The organism is Desulfurivibrio alkaliphilus AHT 2 (assembly GCF_000092205.1).
GTDB lineage: Bacteria > Desulfobacterota > Desulfobulbia > Desulfobulbales > Desulfurivibrionaceae > Desulfurivibrio > Desulfurivibrio alkaliphilus.
Genome location: NC_014216.1, coordinates 1,640,786 through 1,664,671, shown reverse-complemented (window position 1 = coordinate 1,664,671; position 23,886 = coordinate 1,640,786). Strand labels below are relative to the sequence as shown.

General features: G+C 61.0%; 17 protein-coding genes. 3 read left to right on the top strand and 14 right to left on the bottom strand.

Annotated elements, in window-relative coordinates; translation table 11 throughout:
* The first annotated feature begins 104 nt into the window (after positions 1-104).
* On the top strand, positions 105-1,250 hold the full coding sequence (locus DAAHT2_RS07180) for an ATP-binding protein (protein WP_013163628.1): 1,146 nt from the start codon (positions 105-107) through the stop codon (positions 1,248-1,250).
* A gap of 67 nt (positions 1,251-1,317) precedes the next feature.
* Here DAAHT2_RS07180 and DAAHT2_RS07175 read toward each other — a convergent pair whose 3' ends face one another.
* On the bottom strand, positions 1,318-2,274 hold the full coding sequence (locus DAAHT2_RS07175) for a Fic family protein (protein WP_013163627.1): 957 nt from the start codon (positions 2,272-2,274) through the stop codon (positions 1,318-1,320).
* Between the two features lie 333 nt (positions 2,275-2,607).
* On the opposite strand from DAAHT2_RS07175, the gene DAAHT2_RS13885 reads away from it, so the two are divergent.
* Both DAAHT2_RS13885 and DAAHT2_RS07165 read left to right on the top strand, forming a co-directional pair.
* Positions 2,608-5,409, top strand: coding sequence for a flagellin N-terminal helical domain-containing protein (locus DAAHT2_RS13885; protein ID WP_013163626.1), 2,802 nt, complete (start codon positions 2,608-2,610; stop codon positions 5,407-5,409).
* Positions 5,410-5,524: 115 nt separating this feature from the next.
* Positions 5,525-5,710, top strand: a complete 186-nt coding sequence (locus DAAHT2_RS07165; RefSeq protein WP_013163625.1) for a TA system antitoxin ParD family protein — start codon at positions 5,525-5,527, stop codon at positions 5,708-5,710.
* 71 nt (positions 5,711-5,781) lie between these two features.
* Here the strand turns inward: DAAHT2_RS07165 and DAAHT2_RS07160 are convergent, their stop codons facing one another.
* The 13 genes from DAAHT2_RS07160 to DAAHT2_RS07105 all read right to left on the bottom strand — a co-directional run bounded on the left by DAAHT2_RS07160 (position 5,782) and on the right by DAAHT2_RS07105 (position 23,763).
* The gene (locus DAAHT2_RS07160) at positions 5,782-6,954 is read right to left on the bottom strand and encodes an ATP-binding protein (RefSeq protein WP_013163624.1); all 1,173 of its coding nucleotides are present in this window, start codon (positions 6,952-6,954) and stop codon (positions 5,782-5,784) included.
* Between the two features lie 102 nt (positions 6,955-7,056).
* A complete protein-coding gene (gene dnaE / locus DAAHT2_RS07155; RefSeq protein WP_013163623.1) occupies positions 7,057-10,635 on the bottom strand; it encodes a DNA polymerase III subunit alpha in 3,579 nt (1,192 codons plus the stop codon).
* Between the two features lie 2 nt (positions 10,636-10,637).
* A complete protein-coding gene (locus DAAHT2_RS14300) occupies positions 10,638-10,802 on the bottom strand; it encodes a Trm112 family protein (RefSeq protein WP_013163622.1) in 165 nt (54 codons plus the stop codon).
* A gap of 10 nt (positions 10,803-10,812) precedes the next feature.
* A complete protein-coding gene (cysK, locus tag DAAHT2_RS07150; RefSeq protein WP_013163621.1) occupies positions 10,813-11,742 on the bottom strand; it encodes a cysteine synthase A in 930 nt (309 codons plus the stop codon).
* 305 nt (positions 11,743-12,047) lie between these two features.
* Complete coding sequence (metW, locus tag DAAHT2_RS07145) at positions 12,048-12,647, bottom strand: methionine biosynthesis protein MetW (RefSeq protein ID WP_013163620.1); 600 nt, start codon at positions 12,645-12,647, stop codon at positions 12,048-12,050.
* 37 nt (positions 12,648-12,684) lie between these two features.
* Complete coding sequence (metX, locus tag DAAHT2_RS07140) at positions 12,685-13,860, bottom strand: homoserine O-acetyltransferase MetX (protein WP_013163619.1); 1,176 nt, start codon at positions 13,858-13,860, stop codon at positions 12,685-12,687.
* A gap of 11 nt (positions 13,861-13,871) precedes the next feature.
* Complete coding sequence (locus DAAHT2_RS07135; protein ID WP_013163618.1) at positions 13,872-14,252, bottom strand: helix-turn-helix domain-containing protein; 381 nt, start codon at positions 14,250-14,252, stop codon at positions 13,872-13,874.
* A gap of 233 nt (positions 14,253-14,485) precedes the next feature.
* The gene (locus DAAHT2_RS07130) at positions 14,486-16,012 is read right to left on the bottom strand and encodes a YifB family Mg chelatase-like AAA ATPase (protein WP_013163617.1); all 1,527 of its coding nucleotides are present in this window, start codon (positions 16,010-16,012) and stop codon (positions 14,486-14,488) included.
* A gap of 24 nt (positions 16,013-16,036) precedes the next feature.
* Positions 16,037-17,695 carry a putative ABC transporter permease subunit gene (locus tag DAAHT2_RS07125; RefSeq protein WP_013163616.1) on the bottom strand — a complete coding sequence of 553 codons (1,659 nt, stop codon included), beginning with the start codon at positions 17,693-17,695 and terminating at the stop codon, positions 16,037-16,039.
* Positions 17,696-17,794: 99 nt separating this feature from the next.
* On the bottom strand, positions 17,795-18,586 hold the full coding sequence (locus tag DAAHT2_RS07120; RefSeq protein ID WP_013163615.1) for an ABC transporter ATP-binding protein: 792 nt from the start codon (positions 18,584-18,586) through the stop codon (positions 17,795-17,797).
* Between the two features lie 8 nt (positions 18,587-18,594).
* Complete coding sequence (locus DAAHT2_RS07115) at positions 18,595-20,130, bottom strand: transglutaminase-like domain-containing protein (RefSeq protein WP_218914985.1); 1,536 nt, start codon at positions 20,128-20,130, stop codon at positions 18,595-18,597.
* Positions 20,131-20,295: 165 nt separating this feature from the next.
* Positions 20,296-22,224: a molybdopterin biosynthesis protein gene (locus tag DAAHT2_RS07110; protein ID WP_013163613.1), complete on the bottom strand. Its 1,929-nt coding sequence runs from the start codon at positions 22,222-22,224 to the stop codon at positions 20,296-20,298.
* Positions 22,225-22,422: 198 nt separating this feature from the next.
* On the bottom strand, positions 22,423-23,763 hold the full coding sequence (locus DAAHT2_RS07105) for a molybdopterin molybdotransferase MoeA (protein ID WP_013163612.1): 1,341 nt from the start codon (positions 23,761-23,763) through the stop codon (positions 22,423-22,425).
* Positions 23,764-23,886 lie beyond the last annotated feature (123 nt).

Here is a 23,886-nt window from a genome sequence, read left to right as displayed (position 1 = left end):
AACACTACCTTTAAATACTACGGGTGTCAACGTGAAAACTCTCTAACGGTAGAACATTGAAAATTCGGGTTGCAAATCCGAGTTTTCAATGTTAGAAGGTCCTGATGATCCCCCGCCATCGCTATAGGAAGGCCATCAGCGTCGCCATTGAACGATCTCCGGTCTGCGCCCTGCTTGGCCCCAGGCAGTGCGGCAAGACCACTTTGGCCCGGATGATGGCCCAAAGCTATTCCGCCCACTACTTCGACTTGGAATCGGAAGCGGATCGGCGGCGGCTGCAAAACCCGGAGTTGATGCTGGGGCCGCTGTCCGGGCTGGTCATCTTGGACGAAATTCAAATTGTGCCGGAACTTTTCAACTCCTTGCGGGTGCTGGTTGATCGGCCGGACAATGGGGCTCGCTACCTCATCCTGGGCAGCGCCTCCCCGCAGATTATTAAAGGGGTTTCCGAAACCCTGGCCGGTCGGATCGAATTCGTTGATCTGGCCGGCTTCGATTTGGCCGAGATCCCCCATGGGCAGGAGGAGCGCCTTTGGTTGCGCGGCGGCTTTCCCCGCTCTTTTCTGGCCGCCTCGGAAGCGGATAGCCTGGCCTGGCGGGAAGGCTTTATCCGCACCTTTCTTGAGCGCGATATTCCCCAGTTGGGCATCTCTATTCCGGCAGCGGCCATGCGCCGTTTCTGGACCATGCTGGCCCACCTGCACGGCCAGACCTGGAACGCCTCCGAGTTGGGGCGCTCCATGGGGCTTAGCGACAAAACCGTGCGCGCCTATCTGGATATCCTTACCGGCACCTACATGGTCAGGCAACTGCAGCCCTGGCACGAAAACATCGGCAAGCGCCAAGTAAAAGCCCCCAAAATTTTTCTTCGTGACTCCGGCCTGTTGCACAGCCTGCTCAGTATCGACGATCTTTCCGCGCTGTTGGGGCACCCCCGCCTTGGCGCCTCCTGGGAAGGATTTGCTCTGGAGCAGGTGCTGACTCTGGTTGGCCCGGATCAGGCCTGGTTCTGGGCCACCCATGCCGGCGCGGAGCTGGACCTGCTTATCTTCGCCGGGGGCAAACGCTACGGGGTGGAATTTAAGTTCAGCGAGGCACCCAAAATCACCAAGTCCATGCACAGTGCCTTGGTTGACCTGAACTTGGCCCACCTCTGGGTGGTGTATCCGGGAGCGCACAGTTATCCGGTTCACGACAGGATTTCGGTGGTCCCTTTGGGCATGGTGGAAGGCGAAATAAAAACTTTTTAGAGGCGGACAGGACAATTTAATCCACGTTGCGGAAAATCCGCGAGGCTCCGCCCATCGATTTTTGGGGTCAGACTCCAATTTTTCTCCGCTTTCTCTCTCTGCCGTCCAGATACCTCTTGAGCGCCTCTTCCGACGACAGCCAGTTGCGCCCCTCCTTGTGGGCTTCAAGCTTGCCGGCGCGGGCCAAAAGATTGAGATACTTGGAAGAAAACGATGAGCGCTTGGCAAGCTCGGCTAAGGGGATGAAATGTTCTCTGGCCCTCTGGTCCGGTGTGAGCACTTTAAGATAGATATCGAGTGATCGAAGCACCGCCTGGGCAATGAAGCGTACGAAGGGGCCATGGTTACCCCGGTCGGCCTCGCCCAGGGTCCGGTAGTACTTTTTTCGATCGGTTTTCAGGACAACCGCCAATGGAAAGCCGGCCTGGATCAAGACAACATTCATGGCGAGCCTGGAGGTCCGGCCGTTGCCGTCAAAAAAAGGATGAATGTGGGCAAGCCGGTGGTGCAACAAGGCCGCCAGCTCAACCGGGTGCAGGCTTTTCCTGTCTTGCCGCACCCAATCTACAAGCTCCCGCATCAACCGGGGAACCTCCACTGCTTCGGGCGGCAGATGATCGGCCCCGCCTATGATTACATTGCTGTTTCGGTACCGGCCGGCCCATTCTCTATCGAGGTCGCGCATCACAATCTGGTTGAATTCCCTGATCAGTCGCTCGGAAAACGTGGCGCGCCTGTTCTTGTCCACCGCTTCGTATAAATACTCCAGGGCCTCAGCGTGACTTTTCGCCTCAAGATGGTCCTTGAGTGGCTTGCCTTTGATCGTCAGGCCTTCGCTTATTACCCAGAAGGTTTCTTTGAGGGTCAGGCTGTTCCCCTCGATGGCATTGGAATTGTAGGTCATTTCCAAGCCGAACTTCTCCTTGAGCTTTCGAACAGCAGCCTTGGGGAGCGGTCGATATGAATTCAACCGTAATAATTTCTCGTCAAGACGGTTTGTTGTTTTTGGGTCCAAATACACCATAACTGCCACCGGTTCTTAATATGGTTTGTTGGTTTTTTTGCACTATGCCATATTAAGGACCAGGCGCCAAGTCGAAACCGGTTCAACATCGCAAAAAACATTCAAGAATCCTCCCCGGCCGCCGATACGTCCTTTGAAACCCAAGAGTCGGCCCCGTCGGGCCAAGACGCCTGCGCCGGGCCTGAACGGTAGGAATATCCACTATAAAGCGCGGTAAAAGGAGGTGATGGGGCGCGCTACGCAAGTGAGAAAAAAACGAAAACCAAACAATCAGATCAAAGCGGGGGAAAGGATTCCCTCACAATCAACCACACATGGACGGAGGATTAAACCATGAGCTTGAAAATCAACACCAACATCGCGGCAATGAACGCCCACAACAACATGCAGAAGACCAGCGGCAACCTCAACACCTCGCTGGAGCGTCTCTCCTCGGGTCTGCGCATCAACCGCGCCGCCGACGACGCCTCCGGCATGGCCATTGCCGACTCTCTGCGTTCCCAGTCTCTGGGTTTGGGCCAGGCCATCCGGAACGCCAACGACGGTATCGCCATGGTGCAGACCGCCGATGGTGCCCTGGAGGAATCCATCAACATCGTCAACACCATTAAGACCAAAGCCATCCAGGCCGCCCAGGACGGCCAGACCCAGGAATCCCGGGCCGCCATCCAGGCCGATGTCAACCGGCTGATGGAACAGCTCGACAACATCGCCCGGACCACCGCCTTCAACAACCAGAAGCTGCTTAGCGGCGCCTTCACCAACAAGGCCTTCCAGATCGGTGCCTACGCCCAGGAGACGGTAAACTTTTCCATCGCCTCCAGCGAATCCACCAAGATCGGCCATGTTACCTCGTCCCAGTTGAACTTTTCCGAAGCTGGTACCTCTTCGCTGTCGCTTTATTCCAGCATCGAGAACCGCACCTACAACCTCAACACCGTGGATGTGCGTTACGACAACAGCCGGGAGAACTCCCTGGGCGCGGTGGCCGATGAGATCAACAAGCTCAGCGACCAGTTGGGTATCACCGCCAACGCCGTGGTGCGCACCACTACCGACGAGAATATCGAAAAAGGTCAGACCGGCGTGTTTTCCATCAACGGGGTCAATATCGGTTCCATCTCCGTGCAGGAAAATGACGCCGACGGCGCCTTGGTGGCGGCCATTAACCAGAAAAGCAACCAGCACGGCGTTTTCGCCTCCGTTGACTTTGAAGGTAAGATGACCCTGACCTCCATGGACGGCCGGGCCATTTCGGTGACCGCCGATGATGCTACCCGTGGTGTATTGGGCGGTACCGAAGATATGTCCACCCTGGGTCATATTCAGCTTACCCAGATGGGCGCGGCCGAGATCATGGTCTATGACCGCAACGATCTGGACGGCGATCTGGTTTCGGTGGTGGGTAACCTGCGGGTGGATACCCTCAATGTCAACGAAGAAGACGGGATGTTGCTGAACACCAACTCGGAGTTGGCGGCCGGTTCGCGGATTGCCGCCAATTCCCAGATTTCGGTGGAGTTCGCCAATGGATATATGCTGGATACGGATGTCGCCGCGACAGACCTGGTGCTGGCCGCCGGTTCGGTCTTGAAAGCGGGCACGGTGATCGGGGATGGTTCCGATCTGACCAGCGCCATTACCATTGAAGAGATCGACGGCACGACAGGCGTTATCACCGCCGGCAGCGGCTCCGTGTTGATCGGTAAGATCGATTTGGCCGCCAATACGGATATTTTCGGCAAGGCCACCCTCTCGGCAACGGTCGATGCGACCGGGGATGATGATGTGATCGGCGCCGGTTCGGTGTTGGAGGTTGGTAGTGATTTGACCGTTGACGCTGATGGAAGTGGTATCACCTTTACCTCGGGCACCATTTTCAGCCAGCAGGATTATGAAGGTTTGTTGGCTGCGGTTGACGCTGCAACTGGTGGTGATGCTAATGCCAGCTATACCGGGGGTGCCTACACCGTGCTGAGCGATGGCAGCTATCAGTTGACCGAGAACTTGGAGATAACTGCAGCAGCTGGCGCTGGTGCTGTTGCTGTCGAACACGACTTCGCCAACGAGGTGGTAGTCGGCAGCAATATGACCACCCTTGATGATGTAACACTGAAGTTGGCAGTTGGCAGCGTCCTCCATACCGACAGCGTAATTGAAAGCAGCGCATTGGAGCTTTCCAGGCTGGAGGTTGACGGTGCGTCCATGGATATCGTTGCTGGCTCGGAACTTGCGACCGGCACCATCATGGGCGCCGGCTCGGAATTTGACGACGACGACGACCAGTTTGTCCTCGCTTCCGACGCGGTGGTGGGCCCCAACTTCACCTTGGCGTCTGATACCACCAACTCTGATGTTGCGGCCGGCTCCACCCTGACTCTGGCCAACTCCTTCACCCTGGAAGACGGGGCGTACACCCTGGCGGCCCAGGGCGAGCAGATGACCCTGGCGCAGGGTTCGCGGCTCAACACCGACTCGGAGATTGCCGACGGCTCCACCCTGGGCGGCACTGCCACCCTGCTCTCCGATGCCCAGGTACGGGGCGACGGCATGATCGTGGCCAAGGGCTCGGAACTCAACACCGGTTCGGTGATCAAGGCCGGCACCACCATGACCTTCGATCTCTATGACGGTGGCGAACTGGTAGCCGCCGCCGGTACCGTGCTGGACAACGACTTCGTGGTCGGCGCCGACAAGCTGACCATCGAGCGCAATATCAGCCTCGCTGCCGATTCGGTGATCACCGCCCACTCCACCCTGGCGCCCTCCGGTGTACTTGCCGACGTGGCCGCCGGCGAGATGGGCGACACCGTCCTGGCCCGCCTCTCCGACGTTGATGTAACCAGCCAGGAAGGCGCCCAGCAGGCCATTGCCATCGCCGACGCGGCCCTGAAGTCGCTGAACAAGGTCCGCGCCGACCTGGGTTCGGTCCAGAACCAGTTGACCTCCACCATCTCCAACATCTCGGTGACCCGGGTCAACATCACTGCGGCTGAAAGTGGCATCCGCGACGTGGACTTCGCCGAGGAAGCGGCCAACTTCAGCAAGTTCCAGGTGCTGAACCAGGCCGGCTCCTTCGCCATGGCCCAGGCCAACGCCACGGCCCAGAACGTACTCAGCCTGCTCCAGGGCTAAGCGGCATAACCCAAAAAACCTAAACCGGGGGCCGGGCATCCGCCCGCCCCCGCTTCCCGAAGGAAAAAGGGGGACAGTTTTCAAAACTGTCCCCCTTTTTCTGATGGAGGTTGTGATGAGTACTTTGTCCGTGCGTATTGATGAGGATCTGGTTGCGGCCGCACGTAAGGCCGCCAAGGCGGAGTTCCGTACCGTGCAAGGCCAGGTGGAGTTCTGGGCCAAAGTGGGGCGGGCTGCATTGGACAACCCGGATTTACCCGCCTCGTTCATCGAGGCCGTCGGCCCTCACGAAAACTTCTAGCGCGATTTAAAGCGCTAACCCATCGCCCAGCGGCATCGTTTATTTCGGGACATAAACACTGAAAAAGAGGTTCAAAGCTTGAAACTTCGCATCATGGCCGCCACTTCCTGCGCCGGCCAGACCGAGACCTTGCTGCGGCGCTGGTTTTCTTCGCCGGCATATACCAGGGCGGAGGCAGTTGGGGGGGTGGGGGCTTTGGCGGCGAAGGTTTGCAGGCCCTTGAAGTAATCGCCGCTGATGGTCGCTCCCGCCTTGATCTCCACGGGAAACAAATCCGGGCCGGCGGCCAGCAGGAGGTCCACCTCGTTGCCCCGGACGTCTCTCCAGAAGTAAAGATTGCTCCTTTTTCCCCTATTGAAGCGGTATTTCAGAGCTTCGACCACCACCATGTTTTCAAACAGGTTGCCCTTAAGGGGGTGCCGGTTGATGTGCAACTCGTTTTCCGCCCCCAGCAGGTAAGAGGCCAGACCCACATCATAGAAATAGAGCTTGGGGGTTTTCACCTGGCGCTTGGAGATATTGACATGCCAGGGTTGCAGCAGAAACACCACATAACTGGCTTCCAGCAGGGTCAGCCAGCTACGGGCCGTGGTATGAGAAACGCCGGTGTCGTTGCCCAGGCTCTGCAGGTTGAGCAACTGGCCGACCCGACCGGCACAAAGGCGGACAAATTTTTCAAACAGAGCCAAGTCCTTGATGGCCATCAGTTGCCGAATATCGCGTTCGACATAGGTTTCCATGTAGTCGCCCAAGGTCCGGGTCGGATCAAGGCCGGCATCGTAAATGCGGGGGTAGAAGCCGGTGAGCAGGGTCTGGTCGATTCCGGTCTCGATCTTCGCCTGCGCAAGCTCTTCCATGCTTAGCGGCAGCAGTTTCAGCAGGGTGGTCCGTCCCGCCAGAGACTGGGTAATGGTGCTCATCACCTCAAACTGCTGGCTCCCGGTTAAGATGAAACGGCCCGGCTCCCGGCTTTGATCGACCAATGCCTGCAGGTAAGAGGACAGTTCGGGCACCCGCTGCACTTCATCCAGAATAAGCCCCTTGGGGTGTGAGGCCAAAAAACCCCGGGGGTCGGTACGGGCAAATTCGCGTAAATCCGGCATCTCCAGGTTAACATAAGCGTAATCTGGAAACACCGCCCGGCACAGGGTGGTCTTGCCGCTTTGCCGCGGGCCGGTAACGGTGACAACCGGATATTGCCCGGCCAGTTTTTTCAGGATGGGCTGAAGTATTCGAGGGATCATAAATCACTTAGTAAACGAAGTCGGGGAAATCTGCAACCCGAACTTTCAGATTTCCCCAACAAGTGTTTGTGTGAATTAAAGGCCAAGGCCCATGGGGCAGCCTCAGGGGCGGCGGCCGTTACTCCGGCCATTGCCCCGGCCACCCCAGCCGTTGCCCCGGCCCTGCTCCCGCTCCTCGGTGGCCTTTTTGCGGTAGCTTAAGGCGGCATAGCCCAGCAGTTGTTCCACTTCGGTGGTGAAGTCGCGGCCCGGGCGGATGGTAAGATCATTGGAGGCGGCCACTTCCACCTCGCCCCGGTCGGGGAAGAGCAGGTTGAGGGAGACCGGGCAGGGGCCGTGGTGGCGCTGGATGCTTTTTTTCACCGCCTCGATCTTGGGGCGGTCCACCTTGTCGGCCTTGAGCCGGATCATCACCCGGTCGGTGTACTTCACCTGGGCCTCGCTCAAGCCGTCCACCGTGTCGGCGATCATCTTCACCCCGTTTTCCTCCTTCTGCACCTTGCCCTGGATCACGATGGGTTCATCGCCGGCCAGCAGGTGGGCGCATTCGGCGTAGGTGTTGGGGAAGACCACCACCTCCACCGAATCCACCGTGTCTTCCAGGGTGACGAAGGCCATGGCATCGCCCTTTTTGCTGCGGTGGTTCTTGAACTGGCGGATCAGGCCGCCGATTCTGGCCGGCTGGTTGTCCGGCCATTCCGCCAGGCCGTGCAGGTCGGTGTCGGTGAGCGCCGCCAGCTCCCGGCGGTGCTTGTCCAGCGGGTGGCCGGTGAGATAAAAACCCACTGTTTCCTTTTCAAAGAGCAGCTTCTGTTTCTCCTCCCACTCCGGCATCTCCGGCAGCTCGATCTCGGTGGCCCGTTCGGCCTGATCGGTGGGCATGGCGGCAAAAAGGGAGATTTGGCCGCTCAATTTATCCCGCTGGGCGGCCTGGGCCTGGTCCAGGGCCCGGTCTAAAATGGCCTCCAGTTGCGAACGCTTGGCGCCCAGGGAATCAAAGGCCCCGGCCCGGATCAGGCTTTCAATCACCCGGCGGTTAACCTTGCGACCATCCACCCGTTGGCAGAAGTCCACCAGCGACTTGTAGGGGCCGTCGGCCTCGCGGATCTCGATGATCGATTCCAGTGCTGCCCCGCCGACGTTTTTCACCGCCGCCAGGCCGAAGCGGATGCGGTCGTCGATGACCGTGAAGTCCCGGAAGGACTCGTTGATGTCCGGCGGCAGCACCTCGATCTCGTGTTCCTTGCACTCGTTGATGTAGCGCACCACCTTGTCGGTGTTGCCCATGTCGCAGGAGAGCAGGGCGGCCATGAACTGGGCCGGGTAGTGGGCCTTGAGCCAGGCGGTCTGGTAGGCCACCAAGGCGTAGGCCGCACTGTGGCTCTTGTTGAAGCCGTAGCCGGCGAACTTGGCCATCAAATCAAAGATGTATTCGGCCTTCTTGGGGTCGATATTGTTTTTGGCGCAGCCGGCCATGAACTTGTCTTTCTCGGCATCCATCACCGCGGCGATCTTTTTGCCCATGGCCCGCCGCAGGTTGTCGGCATCGCCCAGCGAGTAGCCGGCCAGCACGTTGGCAATCTTCATCACCTGTTCCTGGTAGACGATCACCCCGTAGGTTTCCTGCAGGATCGGCTCCAACTGGGGCAGGGGGTACTTGGCCACCATGCGGCCGTGCTTGGTGTTGACGAAATCATCCACCATCCCCGACTCCAGCGGGCCGGGGCGGTACAGGGCCACCAGGGCGATGAGGTCGGAAAACTGCTCGGGTTTCATCTTCATCAGCAAGGAGCGCATGCCGGAGCTTTCCAACTGGAAGACCCCCAGGGCGTCGCCCTTGCAGAGCAGGTCGTAGGTTTTGGGATCGTCGGTGGCAATGGCGCCGATGTCGATCTCCCGGCCCAGGTCGCCCTTGATCAGCTTGCAGGCCCGGTCGATGACGGTGAGGGTCTTAAGCCCGAGAAAGTCGAACTTGATCAGCCCGGTCATCTCGGTGTGCTTCATGTCGTACTGGGTCAGCACCTCGCCCTTGGGGCCCTTGCACAGCGGTAGGTACTCCACCATGGGTTTGGGCGAGATCACCACCCCGGCGGCGTGGGTGGAGGTGTGCCGCTGCAGCCCTTCCAGTACCCGGGCGGCGTTGAGCAGTTCGGCCACCGGCGGTTCGCGCTTCATCAGGTCGCCCAGCCGGGGCTCCTTGTCGATGGCCTTGTCCAGGGTGATCCCCAGCTCTTCGGGGATCAGCTTGGCGATCCGGTCCACCTCGCCGTAAGGCATACCCAGCGCCCGGCCCACGTCGCGCACCACCGCCCGGGCCTTCATGGAGCCGTAGGTAACGATCTGGGCCACGTGCTCGGCGCCGCCATATTTCTGCTGCACGTACTCGATGACCTCGCCGCGCCGCTCCTGGCAGAAATCGACATCGAAGTCGGGCATGGACTTGCGCTCGATATTCAAAAATCGCTCAAAGATCAGGCCATAGGGCATGGGGTCGATGTCGGTGATCCGCATCGCCCAGGCTACCAGGCTGCCGGCCCCCGAGCCCCGGCCCGGCCCCACCGGAATCTCGTGGTCCTTGGCCCAGTTGATGAAATCGGCGACGATCAGAAAATAGCCGGGAAAGCCCATCTTGATGATCACGTCGATCTCATGTTCCAGCCGTGCCCGGTATTCTTCTTCCTGCTCCGGGGTCAGCTCGGTTAAGCGGCGGATCTCGGTGAAACGTTTTTCCAGGCCCTCCCGGGCGTCCTTGCTGAACACGCTTTCTAAAGTTTCCCCCTCGGGGATCGGGAAGTGGGGAAAGTGGTGGCTGCTGAGATCCAGCTCCACGTTGCAGCGTGCCGCCACCTTCACCGTTTCGGCGATGGCCTCGGGGCAGTGGCTGAAGCTTTTTTTCATCTCGGCGGGAGACTTAAAAAAAAGCTCGTCGGTGGAAAAGCGGAACCGGCCCTGGTCGGCCATGGTCTTGCCGGTCTGGATGCAGAGCAGCACCTCGTGGGCCTGGGCCTCTTCCCGGTTGAGGTAGTGGCAGTCGTTGGTGGCCACCAGCGGCAGCTTGAGTTCGGCGGCCAGCTTTTTGAGCCCGTCGTTGACCGTCTGCTGCTCGGCGATCTTGTTTTCCTGCAGCTCCAGGTAGAGCCGGTCGGGAAAAAGTTTTTGCAGCTTGCCGGCGGCGGCCTTGGCGCCGTCGTAATCGCCCCGGGTGAGTAGCATCGGCAGCTGGCCGTGGAGGCAGGCGGTGAGGGCGATCAGCCCTTGGTTGTGGCGGCTGAGCAGTTCGTAATCGATGCGGGGCTTGTAGTGGAAGCCTTCAAACTGGGCGCAGGAGGCCAGTTTCATCAAGTTCTGGTAGCCCTCGTTGTTCATCGCCAGCAACACCAGGTGGTGGGCGGCGGCCCCGGCGCTTTTGGCGCTTTTATCCCGCCGGTCGGCAGGGGCCACGTAAAACTCGCAGCCGATGATGGGCTTGATGCCGGCCTTTTTGGCCTTAACGTAAAATTCCAGGGCCCCGAACATCGCCCCGTGGTCGGTGATGGCCACCGCCTCCATGCCGTATTCCTTGCACTGGGCCAGCAGGCGGTCCAAACGGATGGCCCCGTCCAGCATGCTGTACTGGGTATGCACATGCAGATGCACAAACCCGGCGTCGGGCACGGCCGTGGTGGTATCAGCTTCCGGCATGGCTAGAGCTCTTTGGCCTCGTCGATGAGCATAATGGGGATTTCGTCGCGGATTTCATACAGCAGTTTGCACTTGTCGCAAACCAGGCCGCTTTCCTGTTCGTTGAGCTTGACCGGCCCCTTGCACTTGGGGCAGGCCAGGATTTCCAGCAGTTGCGGGTTCAGCATTTGGGGGCCTTTATTGTTGCTCGAAGAGGGGGGTGCTCAGGTAGCGTTCGCCGGTGTCGCAGATCACGGTGACGATTCTTTTGCCCCGGTTTTCCGGGCGCTGGGCCAGCCGTATGGCGGCCAACACGTTGGCGCCCGAGGAGATGCCGCACAGGATTCCTTCCTCCACCGCCACTTGGCGGGCGGCGGCAAAGGCCTCGTCGTTGGTGATGGTGATTACCTCGTCGATGACCGTGGTGTTCAAGGTGGCGGGGATAAAACCGGCGCCGATGCCCTGGATCTTGTGGGGGCCGGGCTGGCCGCCGGAGATCACCGGCGAGTCGGCGGGTTCCACCGCCACCGCCTTGAAATTCGGCAGCCTGGCCTTGCAGACCTCGCCCACCCCGGTGATGGTGCCGCCGGTGCCCACCCCGGCCACGAAGATGTCCAGCTGGCCGCCGGTGGCCCGCCAGATCTCCTCGGCGGTGGTTTGGCGATGGATCTCCGGGTTGGCGGGGTTGCTGAACTGGTCGGGCATAAAGCTGTCGGCGGTGGCCTCGGCCAGTTCCCGGGCCTTGGCGATGGCGCCTTTCATGCCCTCGGCGCCGGGGGTCAGCACCAGCTCGGCGCCGAAATGCTTGAGCAAGGCCCGTCGCTCCAGGCTCATGGTCTCGGGCATGGTCAAAATCAGGCGCAACCCCTTGGCGGCGCAGAGAAAGGCCAGGGCGATGCCGGTGTTGCCGCTGGTGGGTTCGATGATCACGGTATCCGGCCCCACCCGGCCATCCCGCTCCGCCGCCGCCAGCATGGCCCGGCCAATCCGGTCCTTAACGCTGAAGGCCGGGTTGCGCGACTCCAGCTTAACCAGAATCTCGGCCCCGCTGTCCGCCCCCAGCCTGTGCAGCCGCACCAAAGGAGTATCGCCCACCAGGGCGCTGAATTCATTGATTTCGTCGCTCATCACACAATTCCTTTCGGGATTATTTCCGGGTGTTGGTTCGTTTGCAGGAAAGTGCACAAAATACCCCAAAAGCCACCAAAGGTAAATGCGGGATTATCCAAAACGCAGGCAACAAGAAAGCCGCGTGAACCCTGGACGGGGGCCGTGAAACCCGGTAGCGACGGGTTCGCCCGCCGCCGGGCGCATGGATGCGCAGGAGGCGGCGGGCGCCTCGGAGGCCGACAGGATGTCGGCCGAGAATGAGTCGCTACCGGGTTTCACGGCCCCCACCCCGGTGCCATAACCCCGATATAATGTTCTTTAGGCTACCGCTTGGCCAATAAGTAGATGCCGTAGGTCGCCCGCAGGTTGGGGAGAAAGGTGACCACGTTGCCGTAGCGGTCGTGGTGGTCGGTGTTGATGGCCGTTTCCCGCTTGATCAGCCAGCCCATCTTTTTGAGAAAACGTTGAAAATCAGCGATACTGATGATGCGGATATTGGGGGTGTTGTACCATTCAAAGGGAAGTTGCTTGGAAATCGGCACCCGGCCGTGCCAGCAGATCTGCCAGCGGTTTTTCCAGTGGCTGAAGTTGGGGAAACTCACCACCACCTGGTGGCCGATATCGAGCAAAGTGTGCAGTAACTGGGCCGGGGCGTAGACCTGCTGCAGGGTCTGGCTCAGGACCACGTAATCGAAGGTGCCGGCGGCGTAATCCTGCACCTCCTCGGTGATGTTGCCCTGCAGCACGGTCAAACCCTTTTCGATGCCGCGCAACACTTTGGCCTCCACCATTTCAATGCCGGTGCCTTCCACGTTCTTGGTCTGCTTGAGGTGATATAGCAGATCACCCTCGCCGCAGCCCAAATCCAGCACCTTGCTGCCCGGCTCGATCCAGGAAGCGATCACCGATAAATCAAAACGCATCGGTTGGGCGCTGTTTTCGCTCCCCCCGGTTGGTTGCTCAGGGCTTGACATAGCGTACTTTTTCCAGGAAGTTGGTGATCAGCCGGCTTAAGCGCTGGTTGGGGATCAGAAAGGCGTCGTGGCCGCAGTCCGCCTTGATTTCGCAGAAACTGACGTCCCGGTTGTTTTTCTTCAGTGCCCGCACCAACTCACGCGACTGGTAGGTGGGGTAGAGCCAGTCGGAGGTGAAAGAGACAACCAGGAAGCTGGCTTGGGCCCTGGCAAAAATTTTCACCGCCGAGTCGCCTTCGGCCCGCCGCTCGAGGTCGAAATAGTCCGCCGCCTTGGTGACGTAGAGAAAGGAGTTGGCGTCGAAACGCTGCACGAACTTGCTGCCCTGGTGGCGCAGGTAGCTTTCCACCTGGAAGTCGATATCGTCGAACTGGAAGGAAAAATCCTCTTTTTCCTGCAGCCGCCGGCCGAACTTGCGGCGCAGGGCCTCGTCGGAAAGGTAGGTGACATGCCCGATCATCCGGGCCACCGCCAGGCCGGTGGCGGGCTTGTCGCCGTCGTAGTAATGGCCCTTGTTCCAGTTGGGATCGGCCATGATGGCCTGGCGGGCGATCTCGTTGAAGGCAATAGCCAGGGCCGAGTGGCGCATGGTGGTGGCGAGAGCGATCACCCCGTTGACCCGGTCGGGGAAGCGCAGGCTCCACTCCAGGGCCTGCATGCCGCCCAGCGAGCCGCCCACCACCGCCAGCAGGCGTTCAACCCCCAGGTGATCAAGCAATCTTTTTTGCACCTCCACCATGTCGCCTACGGTGACCACCGGAAAGTCCAGCCCGTAGGGCTTGCCGGTAGTCGGGTTGGTGGAGCAGGGGCCGGTGGTGCCGCCGCAACTGCCCAAGATGCTTGAGCTGATCACAAAATAACGGTCGGTGTCGATCCCTTTGCCGGGGCCGATCATGGTCTCCCACCAGCCGGGCTTGGTGTCGTTCTTGCTGTAATAGCCGGCGGCGTGGCAGTCGCCGGAGAGGGCGTGCAGCACCAGCACCGCGTTGTCCTTGCCGGGGGAGAGCTCGCCGTAGGTTTCGTAGGCCACGGTCACCGGCCCCAGCCGGGTGCCGCTTTCAAGCACCAGGGCATCGTCGGGTTTTTCGGCGAAGGTGTAATGTTTTTTGGTCACGATGCCGACGGAGGGGCCGGCGGCATCGCGGACGGTATATTCGCTCATGGGTTGTTACGTTAAACCAGAAGCTGAGACATCACTTCGCATTTCTTGCACACCACCATCTTTTCCTTCCAGTTCTTGCGGGCCTGGCATTCGCAGATGGTGCCGTTGATGAACCAGCACATCTTGCCGGCCCGGAACTCCCAGGCGGGGCATTTTTTCTTGCGGGAAGGCGGGCATTTTTTTACCGTCCAGCAGGGTTTGGGGGCCTTTTCGTGCAACTCGCGCTGGCGTGAGAGCAGAAAGTACATCTGGCGCTCCACATGGGGCGGAATCGAACGCCAGCCCTGCTCGTAGCTGTGGATGGCCTTGATGGAAGTTCCCAGCAGTTCGGCGATCTCCTTCTGGGTCTTACTGAGTTTTTTTCGGGCCCTGTGAAATTCCGCGCTCTCCATGTGCTTACCTCGTCTGCTGAGCTTGATGGGTAAGGGCTGCCGGCGACTGCCAAACTGAACTTAATGGAACGAAGTATAATCCATTATTTTAGCCAAAGCCACCATTCAACCACTCTTTTCTGCTTTCTTTTTCCATGATGACGAATATCCCTTATTGTAGGCAGTTATACCACGTCGTCGACGGGAAAGAAAGTTCATTCTAAAAAAAGTGAAGAAGGTGGCGCGGCTGTTGCTTATTTTTTGATTTCTAAACGGCGATATTGGACCGCTTCGGCGATATGGGCGGGGGCCAACTCCCGGCTTTCGGCCAGGTCGGCAATGGTGCGGGCTATTTTTAAGATCCGGTGATAGGCCCGGGCGGAGAGCCCGAAGCGGCGCACCGCCTCTTCCAGCAGGCGCCGGGAGGTGGCATCCACCCGGCAGTGCTGCTCCAGGTCGGCGGGCTTCATGCGGCTGTTGTAAAAGGCGGTTTTGCGGCGGGGAAAGCGTTTTCGCTGAATTTCGTGGACCCGGTCCACCCGCCGCCGGATGTCGGCGGACGATTCCGCCGGCCGGTGGTCGCTCATCTCGGCAAATTTCACCGCCGTCACCTCGATATAGAGGTCGATCCGGTCCAGCAAAGGGCCGGAAAGCCGATGGCGGTAGCGCTGAACCTGGGCCGGAGTGCAGGAACACTCATGGCTTTCGGTACCCGGGTAATGGCCGCAGGGGCAGGGGTTGAGGGCCGCCACCAGCATAAAGGAAGCGGGAAAGCTCAGACTCTGCTGGGCCCGGGCGATGGTAACCCGACCGTCTTCCAGCGGCTGGCGTAGGCCTTCCAGCACGTTTTTGCGAAACTCCGGCAGCTCATCCAAAAAGAGAATGCCGTGGTGGGCCAGTGAAACCTGGCCGGGGCGGGGCATTTTGCCGCCACCGATGAGGCCGGCGTCGGAAACCGTGTGGTGGGGGGCGCGAAAGGGGCGGGTTTGTAACAGGCCGCAACCGGGGAGCAGCTCGCCGGCCACGCTGTAGATCTTGGTGGTTTCCAGGGCCTCTTCAAAGGAGAGCTCGGGCAAAATGGTGGGCAGCCGCCGGGCCAGCATGGTCTTGCCGCTGCCCGGCGGGCCTTGCAGCAGGATATTGTGGTGGCCGGCGGCGGCAATCTCCAACGCCCTTTTGGTGTATTCCTGTCCCCGCACCTCGGCGAAATCCACCCCGTAATCCGGGGTCTGGTTATACTGGTCGGTAAATTCCACCGGTGGGCTGGGGCGATTGCCGCTGATCATATCCACCGCCTCGCCCAAAGAATCCGCCGTCAGCAGCTTGATCCCCTGCACCATGGCCGCTTCCGCCGCGTTGGCCCGAGGTACCATCACCGCCTCCAGCCCGGCCTGGCGAGCCGCCAGCACCATGGGCAGGATGCCGGGGGTTGGCCGCAACCCCCCATCCAGGGAAAGCTCACCAATGAAACAGCAGCCGGCCACCTGCTCCGGCTTGATCAGCTCGCCGGCGGCCAGAATTCCCATGGCAATGGGCAGGTCGTAGCCGGTGCCGCCCTTTTTCAAATCCGCCGGGGCCAGGTTGATGGTAATCCGCCGGGCGGGAAACTCGTAGCCGCTGTTTTTCACCGCCGCCTTGACCCGCTCCTTGCTCTCCCGCACCGCCCCTTCGGCCAACCCCACGGTGGTGAAGACCGGCAGCCCCCGGGCAATGTCCACCTCCACATCCACCAGCAGTCCGTCCACCCCTACCACTGCCCCGCTTTTCACCTTGGCCAGCATTTTTTGAATTGCTCCTCTTTTTTATTAGGCCAAATGGTCCAGCGCCTTGGCCCCTTTCAGGAAGAAAAAGCCCGCCACCGCCGCCGAGAACAGGGCCGCCAGCAGCAAGGCGGCCAGCAGCAGCGGCAGGTCTCCTGGCGCCGGGGCTCCGTGGCGCAGCCAGTTGCGCAGCAGGCGCCAGGCCGGGTAGGTGCTGGCGGCAATGGTGGCAATGATCAGGCTCATGGCGCTGAGCAGATAAAGCCAGGCCCCCCAGCCGCCCAGGGTGGCGGCCCGGTTTTCCGCCTTGAAGTCGGCGTAGATGGAGCCGAAACCCAGGGCCAGAGCCGGCAGGGCCCAGGCCAAAGGTAACACCAGGGCCAAGGCGATCCACCACATGGGGCCGGTTACCCCCAGCAAGTGGTTGGAGAGCAGGATCAGCAGCAGGGCCAGAAAAGTAAAGGGTGGCAGGTAAAAAAGGTATTTGCGCAGCAGGTAAGAACGCATGCTTAAGGGCGAGCTTTGCAGCAGCACCATGGCCCCGCCTTCGGCACTGACGGCCGGGAAGACGAACCGGGCCGCGAGAGAGGCGCAAACAAAGGTGCTGAGGCCGATATTGAGAAAGGCGATCAGGTTGGCCAGGTATTCTTCCTGAATAAAGGCCCGGTCTAAAGGCAGAATTTTAAAATTGTACAGGTAAACAATAATCAGGGCGCCCACCATGAAAAACTGGGCCCACTCGGTGGAATCCCGGAGCAGGGTTTTGGCCTCCTTGTGAAAGATCCGCCGCCAGGGCTGGGGCCGGTAGCTGGTTAAGCGGCCTGCAAAACGCCGACCGCCGCCGAAGGACTCGCACGATTTGCTGTAACCCCGGAAAAACCAGCGGTTCATGGCCGCCTCCCCCAAAAAGAACAGGGCCACCGGTGTCAGCAGCAGTACCGCCAGCAGCAGCAGGTCCAACTCTCGGTCCAGCAGATAAAGGGAGAGCAGGTTGGCGCTCCAGGCCGGGGGCAAATACCCGGCGGCAGGCGCCGACAGGGCCGAGAGATATTCGATGAAATGGCCGTAATTGTCGGGGTTGACCAGCTCTTCGGGGCGCAACAGCCGGAACATCAGGTAGATCAGAATGCCGAAGCAAATGGACAGATAAAGCACGATATCCTTGGTACGCCGGGCGGGGAAGAGGTTGACCAAAATAATGGTAAACAGCAGCCCGGCCCCGGTGGCGGACAAAATTGTGGCCAGCAGGGTGGGAACCAGCAGCGGCCAGTAGAGGTGGCCGGCCCCGAACACTTGCCCGTAGGCCAGCAGAAGAGGGAGCATAAACAAAAAGAGCATCCAGCCGGTATAAAAGCTGGTGGTCAGGTAGCGCATGGTGAAAATACGGGCCGGCGGCAGCGGGGCGGCAAAGACGATCTCGTTGTCTTTGGAAAGAAAGATGGTGGAAACCGAGGTAACCATGGCGGAAAACATGACCATGGCAAAGAGCAGAATCCAGGCCATTTCAAAAATTTTCAAACTGAGGATAATCCCCAGTTCGCTTTGGGCCTGGAAGTAGGTAATTACCCTTATGGCCAGCAGATACAGGGCCACGGCCACGGCAAGGCTGAAGAGCAGGATGCCCAGCCCCTTGCCGCCGGGCCGGCCGCCGGGAAGCAAATAATGGCGGGCGCTGAGCAGGAATGGACGCAGCAGATTAAACATGGCCGGTGATCGGGGTGAAATGGGTATTAATGTTTGTTAGCGCTGACGGGGCATTATGGAGTAATTGGGGCAACTTGTCAATGCGTCGTTGCTGAACGCTTACTGGTCCTGCAGGGCGCCGATTACCGCCTGCAACTCGTGGGAGCCGGTGAGTTCCAGGAAAATATCCTCCAGGTCGCCCTTCTGTCCCCGGGCCTGGGCCCGAAGCTGCTCCATGTCGCCCAGGGCCTTGAGGCGGCCGTTAACGATAATCCCGATGCGATGGCAGAGTTCCTGGGCCACCTCCAAAGAGTGGGTGGAGAGAAAAACGGTGTTGCCGGCGGCGGCATGCTGCTTGAAAATTTCTTTTACCAGCCGGGCACTTTTGGGGTCCAGCCCCACCATGGGTTCGTCCACCACAATCAAAGGCGGTTCCAGCATGAAGGCGGCGGTGATGATCAGTTTCTGCTTCATGCCATGTGAATAGCTTTCCACCAGGTGATCCTGCCATTGTTCAAGATCGAAAAGGCGCAGCAGGCGGGGGGCGTTGCGCTGGAAGGTCTCCGGCGGCAGCCGGTACAGACCGGCCATGAACTGGAGAAACTCCTGGCCGGTGAGTTTTTCATATAAAAAGGGGCGGTCGGGGATGTAGCCGGTGTGGGATTTGCCCCAGGCCGGGTCGGCGGCCAGATCACGACCCATGATCCTGACGCTGCCGTCATCGGGTTTGAGCAGGCCCACCAGCATGCGGATGGTGGTGGTCTTGCCGGCCCCGTTGGGGCCCAGAAAGCCGAAAATCTCGCCGGCGCCCACCGTTAGGTCCAAGTCCTTGACCGCCTGGTGGGCGCCGAAGCGTTTACTTAGCCCGCTTACTTCCAGGATCGGGGTATTTGGTTTTTCATTAACGGTCATGGTTTCTCTTAGGGTGAGGTTTGCAGGCGCAGTTTCCCTAACAGTGCGCCCAACCGTACCATTTCGGCGGTTTCGCCGGTGACCAGGCGGATGTGGGTCAGGCCGGCGGGTAGTTCGTTTAAGGTGGTGTCCACGCTGTACCATTTTTCGCCCAGGCAGACCTCGTTCCAGGCGTGGTAGTAAAAGCGGTCATCCAGGTAGACCAGGCCGGCGGCGATCCTGGTGGGCAGCCCCACAGCCCGGGCCAGGGCGGCAAACAGGGTGGCGTGCTCGTTGCAGTCGCCCACCCGGCTTTCCAGCACGCTCAAGGCGTCGGGGATGCCCATTACCGGGCGTTGTTCCATTTCCCGGTGGACCCAGGCGGCCAGTTTTGCCACCTGGTCGGCCGGGGTTTGGGCTTGGGCCACGATGCGGTGAGCCAGGGCGGCCAGTTCCGGGTCGTCGCTCTGCACGTGGGGGGTGGCGGCCAGGGCGGCTTTTATTTGCTGAGCGTTTCGTTGGTGAGGTTGCGCTTCGCCGCCGGAACCTTCCCAGGGAGCCGCCGGGGCGCAGGGATAGGTTTCAGGTGGCGGAGGCCATTGTTCACGCTGGATGGTCAGGAGATTGTCGGTCAGTTGCTGGCGGCCGCCGATCAGGTCCAGATCCTGGCCCAGGTCCAGTTCCACCTCTTCAGCCAGCAGCAGGCGGTATTGCATTTGCCGGCGTTGCGCCAGGTCGGCGGGCAGGCGTCCTTCCAGGGGGACCGCCACCGAGGTTAAAATTTCCGGGCCGGCGGCGGGGATGTCGGTGGCCCGGAATTCCGGCTCAGCCAGGAACACAAAGCCTGCCGGCGACTGCTCCTTGACCATCCGGCCCTGGTCGTTGAGCCAGACGTTGATCCGCATGCCGGCAAAGGTTTCACTGAAGCGGTGCAGGTTATGAATCCGCCCCTCGATTACCTCACGTTCCCGGCCCCGGTATTCCAAAATCCGTTCGTGGCCGGCCAGGGAAACGGGGTCGAAATAGCTGACCCGCAGCCGATCGCCGGGGCTCAGGTCCGGGGGCAGCAGGTAGGCTCGCTGGTTGGTGGCGATCCGCGGCGCTTCCCGCAGGGCGATCCGCTCCCGGCGGACCCCGCTCCTGGGGGTGTCCAGTTCCAGCAGCAAAGTCAGCCCGTCCGGCCCCTCCATCCGGCCCCGGGCCCTGGTTTCGGCAAAGGGGGAGAGCAGGGTGAAGTCGAAATCCTGCAGCAGGTGAGCGTTGTCCAGCCGGGCGGTTAGCCGCAGGCGCACCGGGTGCTGTTCATCGAGGATATTGAGCAGCAGGTAGGCTTCCTGCTCCAGCAGCATCTCTTCTTCGGCGCCGGGGGTTAAGCGGCTGCGGACAAAGCCGATGCGCTCCCCCTGGAAATAGACTCCGGCGAAGCTGGTTTCCCGGTCACGTTCCAGGGCGGCGGTTTCCCGCAGTTGCAGCTCTTCCACCAGGTAGTCCCGGCCCAGCAGCAGGCCCAGCAAGACCAGCCAGAGCAGCAGTATTCCCAGGCGCCATATGATCGGTATGTTCAACGCCAGTTTCACTGTTCGTAACCGTTCATCAGGGGTGCTAACCTTACAGGTATAACGGGCCGTAAGCGAACAGCAGTGCCGCAGGTTTGGTCTTGCAGCCAGGCGTAGCGTACCCCCTGTACGTAACCCTGGCTGATCGCCCGAAAATGCGGTGCTGCTGTTCGCTTACCACTGTTCGTATATCAATTTGCCGCAGTCGGTCAGGTCGTAGCCGCCCAGGCCGGTGACCGTGTCGCGGAATTCCCGGTTGTCGGCGATCAGTTCCAGCACTGCCTCCACCTTGGGGTCGGCGGCGTGGGCGGTGGGGATGATCAGGTCGTAGCGCTCCCGGGCCACCGGGATGAAGTCCAGATCCAGGGCCCGGGCGGCGGCCATGATCGCCAGGCCGGTGTCGGCGTTGCCGCCGGCCACCGCCGAGGCCACGGTCATGTGGGTGTACTCCTCGCGGTGGTAGCCGGTGACCTCTTCCGGGGCAATGCCCAGTTTGTTCAGATGCAGGTCGGTGAGAATACGGGTGCCGGCGCCCCGCTGGCGATTGATGAAGCTGATATCATCCCGCTTGAGGTCGGCAAAGCCGCTGATTCCCTTGGGGTTGCCCTTGGGCACCAGCAAGCCCTGCTCCCGCCAGGCCAGGTTGACCAGCTTAAGCGGCACGTCGGCGAGGATTTTTTTGATAAAGGGCACGTTGTATTCGCCGCTGGCCTCGTCCAGCAGGTGACTGCCGGCCAGGTGCGCCTCGCCCCGCTTGATGGCCATGATCCCGCCCATGCTGCCCACGTGGGAGGAGGATAGGCGGGTCAGCGGCCGGCGGCGGTGCAGCAGGTTGGCGATGACATCGAGGATATTGTCGTGGCTGCCGATGAAGACCAGGGTGTTGGCGATTTCCTTGAGCGTGCGCAACAGGTCGATCTGCACCTCGGCCCCGGCGGCGATCCCTTCGCTGGCTGCCGGTACGGTAAGGATGCCGTCGGCCTGGACCAGGGTCATCACCGCCCCGGCCCCGTGTCCGGTGGGGGTGGCGATCAGCTTTTCACCCACTTGGCCCAGCTTGACCCGAACAAAATCGATGGTGCCCAGCTTGGAGGGCAGGGGTCTGGACATCAGGGCGGTCACCGCCGGCTCCTCGTCCCCGTCGCGGCCCAGCCACTGGTCCACCAGGGCCTTGCCGAACAGGCGCAGGGTCAGCACCGCCGATACCGGGTAGCCCGGCAGGCCGATCACCGGCTTGTTGTTGACAATGGCCAGGATCACCGGCTTGCCCGGCTTGATGTTGACCCCGTGCACCACCACCGTACCCAACTGTGCCAGCACCTGGGCGGTGAAGTCGCGGCTGCCGGCCGAGGCGCCGGCGTTGATCACCACCAGGTCAAAGGCGGGGTTGGTGGTGACCGCTTCCAGCTTGCGGCGCAGCAGTTCGGGGTCGTCGCGGACAATCTCCTGGCGGTGGGCCTGCGCCCCCCACTGACTCAGGTAGCCAGCCAAAATGCGGCTGTTAAATTCAATGATGTTGCCGGGCTTAAGCTGCTCACCGGGTTGGACGATTTCGCTGCCGGTGGGAATCACCGCCACCGCCGGGGGAATCTTGATCATGATCTCCGCCACTCCGGTGGCCAGCAGGGCGCCCAGGTCGATGGGGCGCACCACGTGGTTTTCCGGCAGTAGCAGCTCGCTGATCACGATATCCTCGCCGATGGTTCGCACATGCTGCCAGGGCGGGGCCGGGGCGATGATCTCCACCGCGCCGTCGGACAAAGCGTGCACGTCCTCGATCATGATCACCGCGTTGCAGCCTTCGGGCAGGGCGTTGCCGGTGTTGACCGGAGTGAAGCGGCCGGCCTCCAGCAGCCGAGGCCGGGCCTCGCTGGCCCCGATGGTGTCGCGGAAATCAACGGCGATCCCGTCCATGGCGGCGGAATTGTAAAAAGGTGCCGAGTTGGGGGCATAGACCGCCCGAGCGGTGATCCGCCCCAGGGCCTGGTCCACCGGGATCAGCTCCTCCCGGGCCCGGATGCAGCCATTTTCCTCCAGAGCAATTTGCCAGCGCTGCCGCGCTTCTTCCAGGGGGAGATTGTCAACGTAGATATTGCGTCGCATGGGGGTCCCTTACAAGATTTGGTGCCCCGTGACCGCTTACTATCCAAAGATCGCAAGCGTTCACCAAGGCCAATAACTGCTGATATAACGGGCCGTAAACGTTCAGCAGTGCCGCAGGTTCGGGCAAGCAGCCAGGCGCAGCGTACCCCAGGTACGTAAGCCTGGCTGATCGCCCGAAGATGCGGTGCTGCTGGACGTTTACCAAAGATCCGGGGTGTCGAAGTTATATACCGCAACCTGGCTGCCGCTGTCCAGTCCCTGGCGGTGCGCGTCGATGATGATCCAGCCGTGGGCCCGGACCAGGGTGGAGAGGGCACTGGATTTGCCCAGCACCGGCGTGGCGACCAGGTCGCCTGTGGGGGAAGTTTGTAGTTTTACTGGCACCAGGTCGGTGCGGCCGGCGGCGGAGTTGAGGTTGCGTTGGAGGGTGGCGGTGGCCACCGGACTGGGAATCCTTATGGGGTCAGCGGCGGTTTCGGTAGGGGTGATAGAATGGCGCCGGCCGCCGAGGCCGGCCAGCAGGGGTCTGACCAGCAGGGCAAAAGAGGCCGCTGCCGACACCGGGTGGCCCGGCAGGCCGAAGACCGGCTTAGGCCCATGGGCGGCGATGATCACCGGTTTGCCGGGTTTGACCGCCACCCCGTGGATTAAAATGCCGGGAGAGGTCAATTTCCCCAGTACCCGCTCACCCAGGTCGCCCACCCCCACCGAGGTGCCGCCGGAAAACATGATCAGGTCGCACTCCGCCAGGGCTTGTTGCATTTGCGCCACGAAATCGTCTTCCCGGTCGCCCACGATGCCGTAGTTGATCCCGACGGCCCCTTGGCTTTGCACCATGGCCAGCAGACCGGCCATGTTCATGTCCCGGATCTTGCCCGGCGGCGGGGTTTGTTCGGGGGGGACGATTTCATCGCCGGTGGAGATGATTCCCACCCGGGGCCGGGCGAACACCTGTAGTCGCCCCAGGCCAAGCCCGGCCAAAAGCCCCAGGTCGCAGGGCCGGAAGCGGTGGCCGGCGGGCAGCAGTTCCTCCCCGGTCTGCACATCGTCGCCCCGGGCGATGATGTTGCCACCCGGGGCCACCGGTTTGACCACCTCCAGCAGGTTGTCACCGGCCGGTACCGTGTGTTCCAGCATCACCACCGCGTCACAGCCCGGCGGCAGCAGGCCGCCGGTGGCGATACGGTAACATTCGGTGGGGGCCGGGCCGGCGGTGGGCATCTCGCCCATCTTCACCTCGCCGCTGATGGTGAGATAGGCCGGCAGGTTGGCCGAGGCCCCGTAGGTGTCGGCGGCCCGCACGGCATAACCGTCCATCACCGAACGGGGGTGGACCGGCAATTCTTCCGGCGCGTAAAGCGGTTGGGCGCTGATCCGCCCCAAGGCCTCGTCAGCTTCTATTTCCTCCACCGCCGGGCCGGGGTGGGCGGCCATCAGCCGTTTCAACACCTCGAACACCTCAGCCAGCGGTGCGGCTCCGCTCCGCCCCAGCATATCGAGGTTCGGAGCGGGAGCGGTATGATGATCGGATTTATTCATGAAAACCCCATGACCACAGTTGCGTTGAAAAACTCGCAGTAATCAGGGGGTAAACGGGCGGGTTCGGCGGTAAGTTGCACCTGCACCTGGGCGTCATAAAGGATGGTTCCTTGGCGTAAAAAG

Excerpts from the sequence above, each read along its gene's own strand:
- DAAHT2_RS07180 (WP_013163628.1), top strand. The coding sequence starts at position 105 with ATGATCCCCCGCCATCGCTATAGGAAGGCCATCAGCGTCGCCATTGAA.
- DAAHT2_RS07175 (WP_013163627.1), bottom strand. The coding sequence starts at position 2,274 with ATGGTGTATTTGGACCCAAAAACAACAAACCGTCTTGACGAGAAATTA.
- DAAHT2_RS13885 (WP_013163626.1), top strand. The coding sequence starts at position 2,608 with ATGAGCTTGAAAATCAACACCAACATCGCGGCAATGAACGCCCACAAC.
- DAAHT2_RS07165 (WP_013163625.1), top strand. The coding sequence starts at position 5,525 with ATGAGTACTTTGTCCGTGCGTATTGATGAGGATCTGGTTGCGGCCGCA.
- DAAHT2_RS07160 (WP_013163624.1), bottom strand. The coding sequence starts at position 6,954 with ATGATCCCTCGAATACTTCAGCCCATCCTGAAAAAACTGGCCGGGCAA.
- dnaE (WP_013163623.1), bottom strand. The coding sequence starts at position 10,635 with ATGCCGGAAGCTGATACCACCACGGCCGTGCCCGACGCCGGGTTTGTG.
- DAAHT2_RS14300 (WP_013163622.1), bottom strand. The coding sequence starts at position 10,802 with ATGCTGAACCCGCAACTGCTGGAAATCCTGGCCTGCCCCAAGTGCAAG.
- cysK (WP_013163621.1), bottom strand. The coding sequence starts at position 11,742 with ATGAGCGACGAAATCAATGAATTCAGCGCCCTGGTGGGCGATACTCCT.
- metW (WP_013163620.1), bottom strand. The coding sequence starts at position 12,647 with ATGCGTTTTGATTTATCGGTGATCGCTTCCTGGATCGAGCCGGGCAGC.
- metX (WP_013163619.1), bottom strand. The coding sequence starts at position 13,860 with ATGAGCGAATATACCGTCCGCGATGCCGCCGGCCCCTCCGTCGGCATC.
- DAAHT2_RS07135 (WP_013163618.1), bottom strand. The coding sequence starts at position 14,252 with ATGGAGAGCGCGGAATTTCACAGGGCCCGAAAAAAACTCAGTAAGACC.
- DAAHT2_RS07130 (WP_013163617.1), bottom strand. The coding sequence starts at position 16,012 with ATGCTGGCCAAGGTGAAAAGCGGGGCAGTGGTAGGGGTGGACGGACTG.
- DAAHT2_RS07125 (WP_013163616.1), bottom strand. The coding sequence starts at position 17,695 with ATGTTTAATCTGCTGCGTCCATTCCTGCTCAGCGCCCGCCATTATTTG.
- DAAHT2_RS07120 (WP_013163615.1), bottom strand. The coding sequence starts at position 18,586 with ATGACCGTTAATGAAAAACCAAATACCCCGATCCTGGAAGTAAGCGGG.
- DAAHT2_RS07110 (WP_013163613.1), bottom strand. The coding sequence starts at position 22,224 with ATGCGACGCAATATCTACGTTGACAATCTCCCCCTGGAAGAAGCGCGG.
- DAAHT2_RS07105 (WP_013163612.1), bottom strand. The coding sequence starts at position 23,763 with ATGAATAAATCCGATCATCATACCGCTCCCGCTCCGAACCTCGATATG.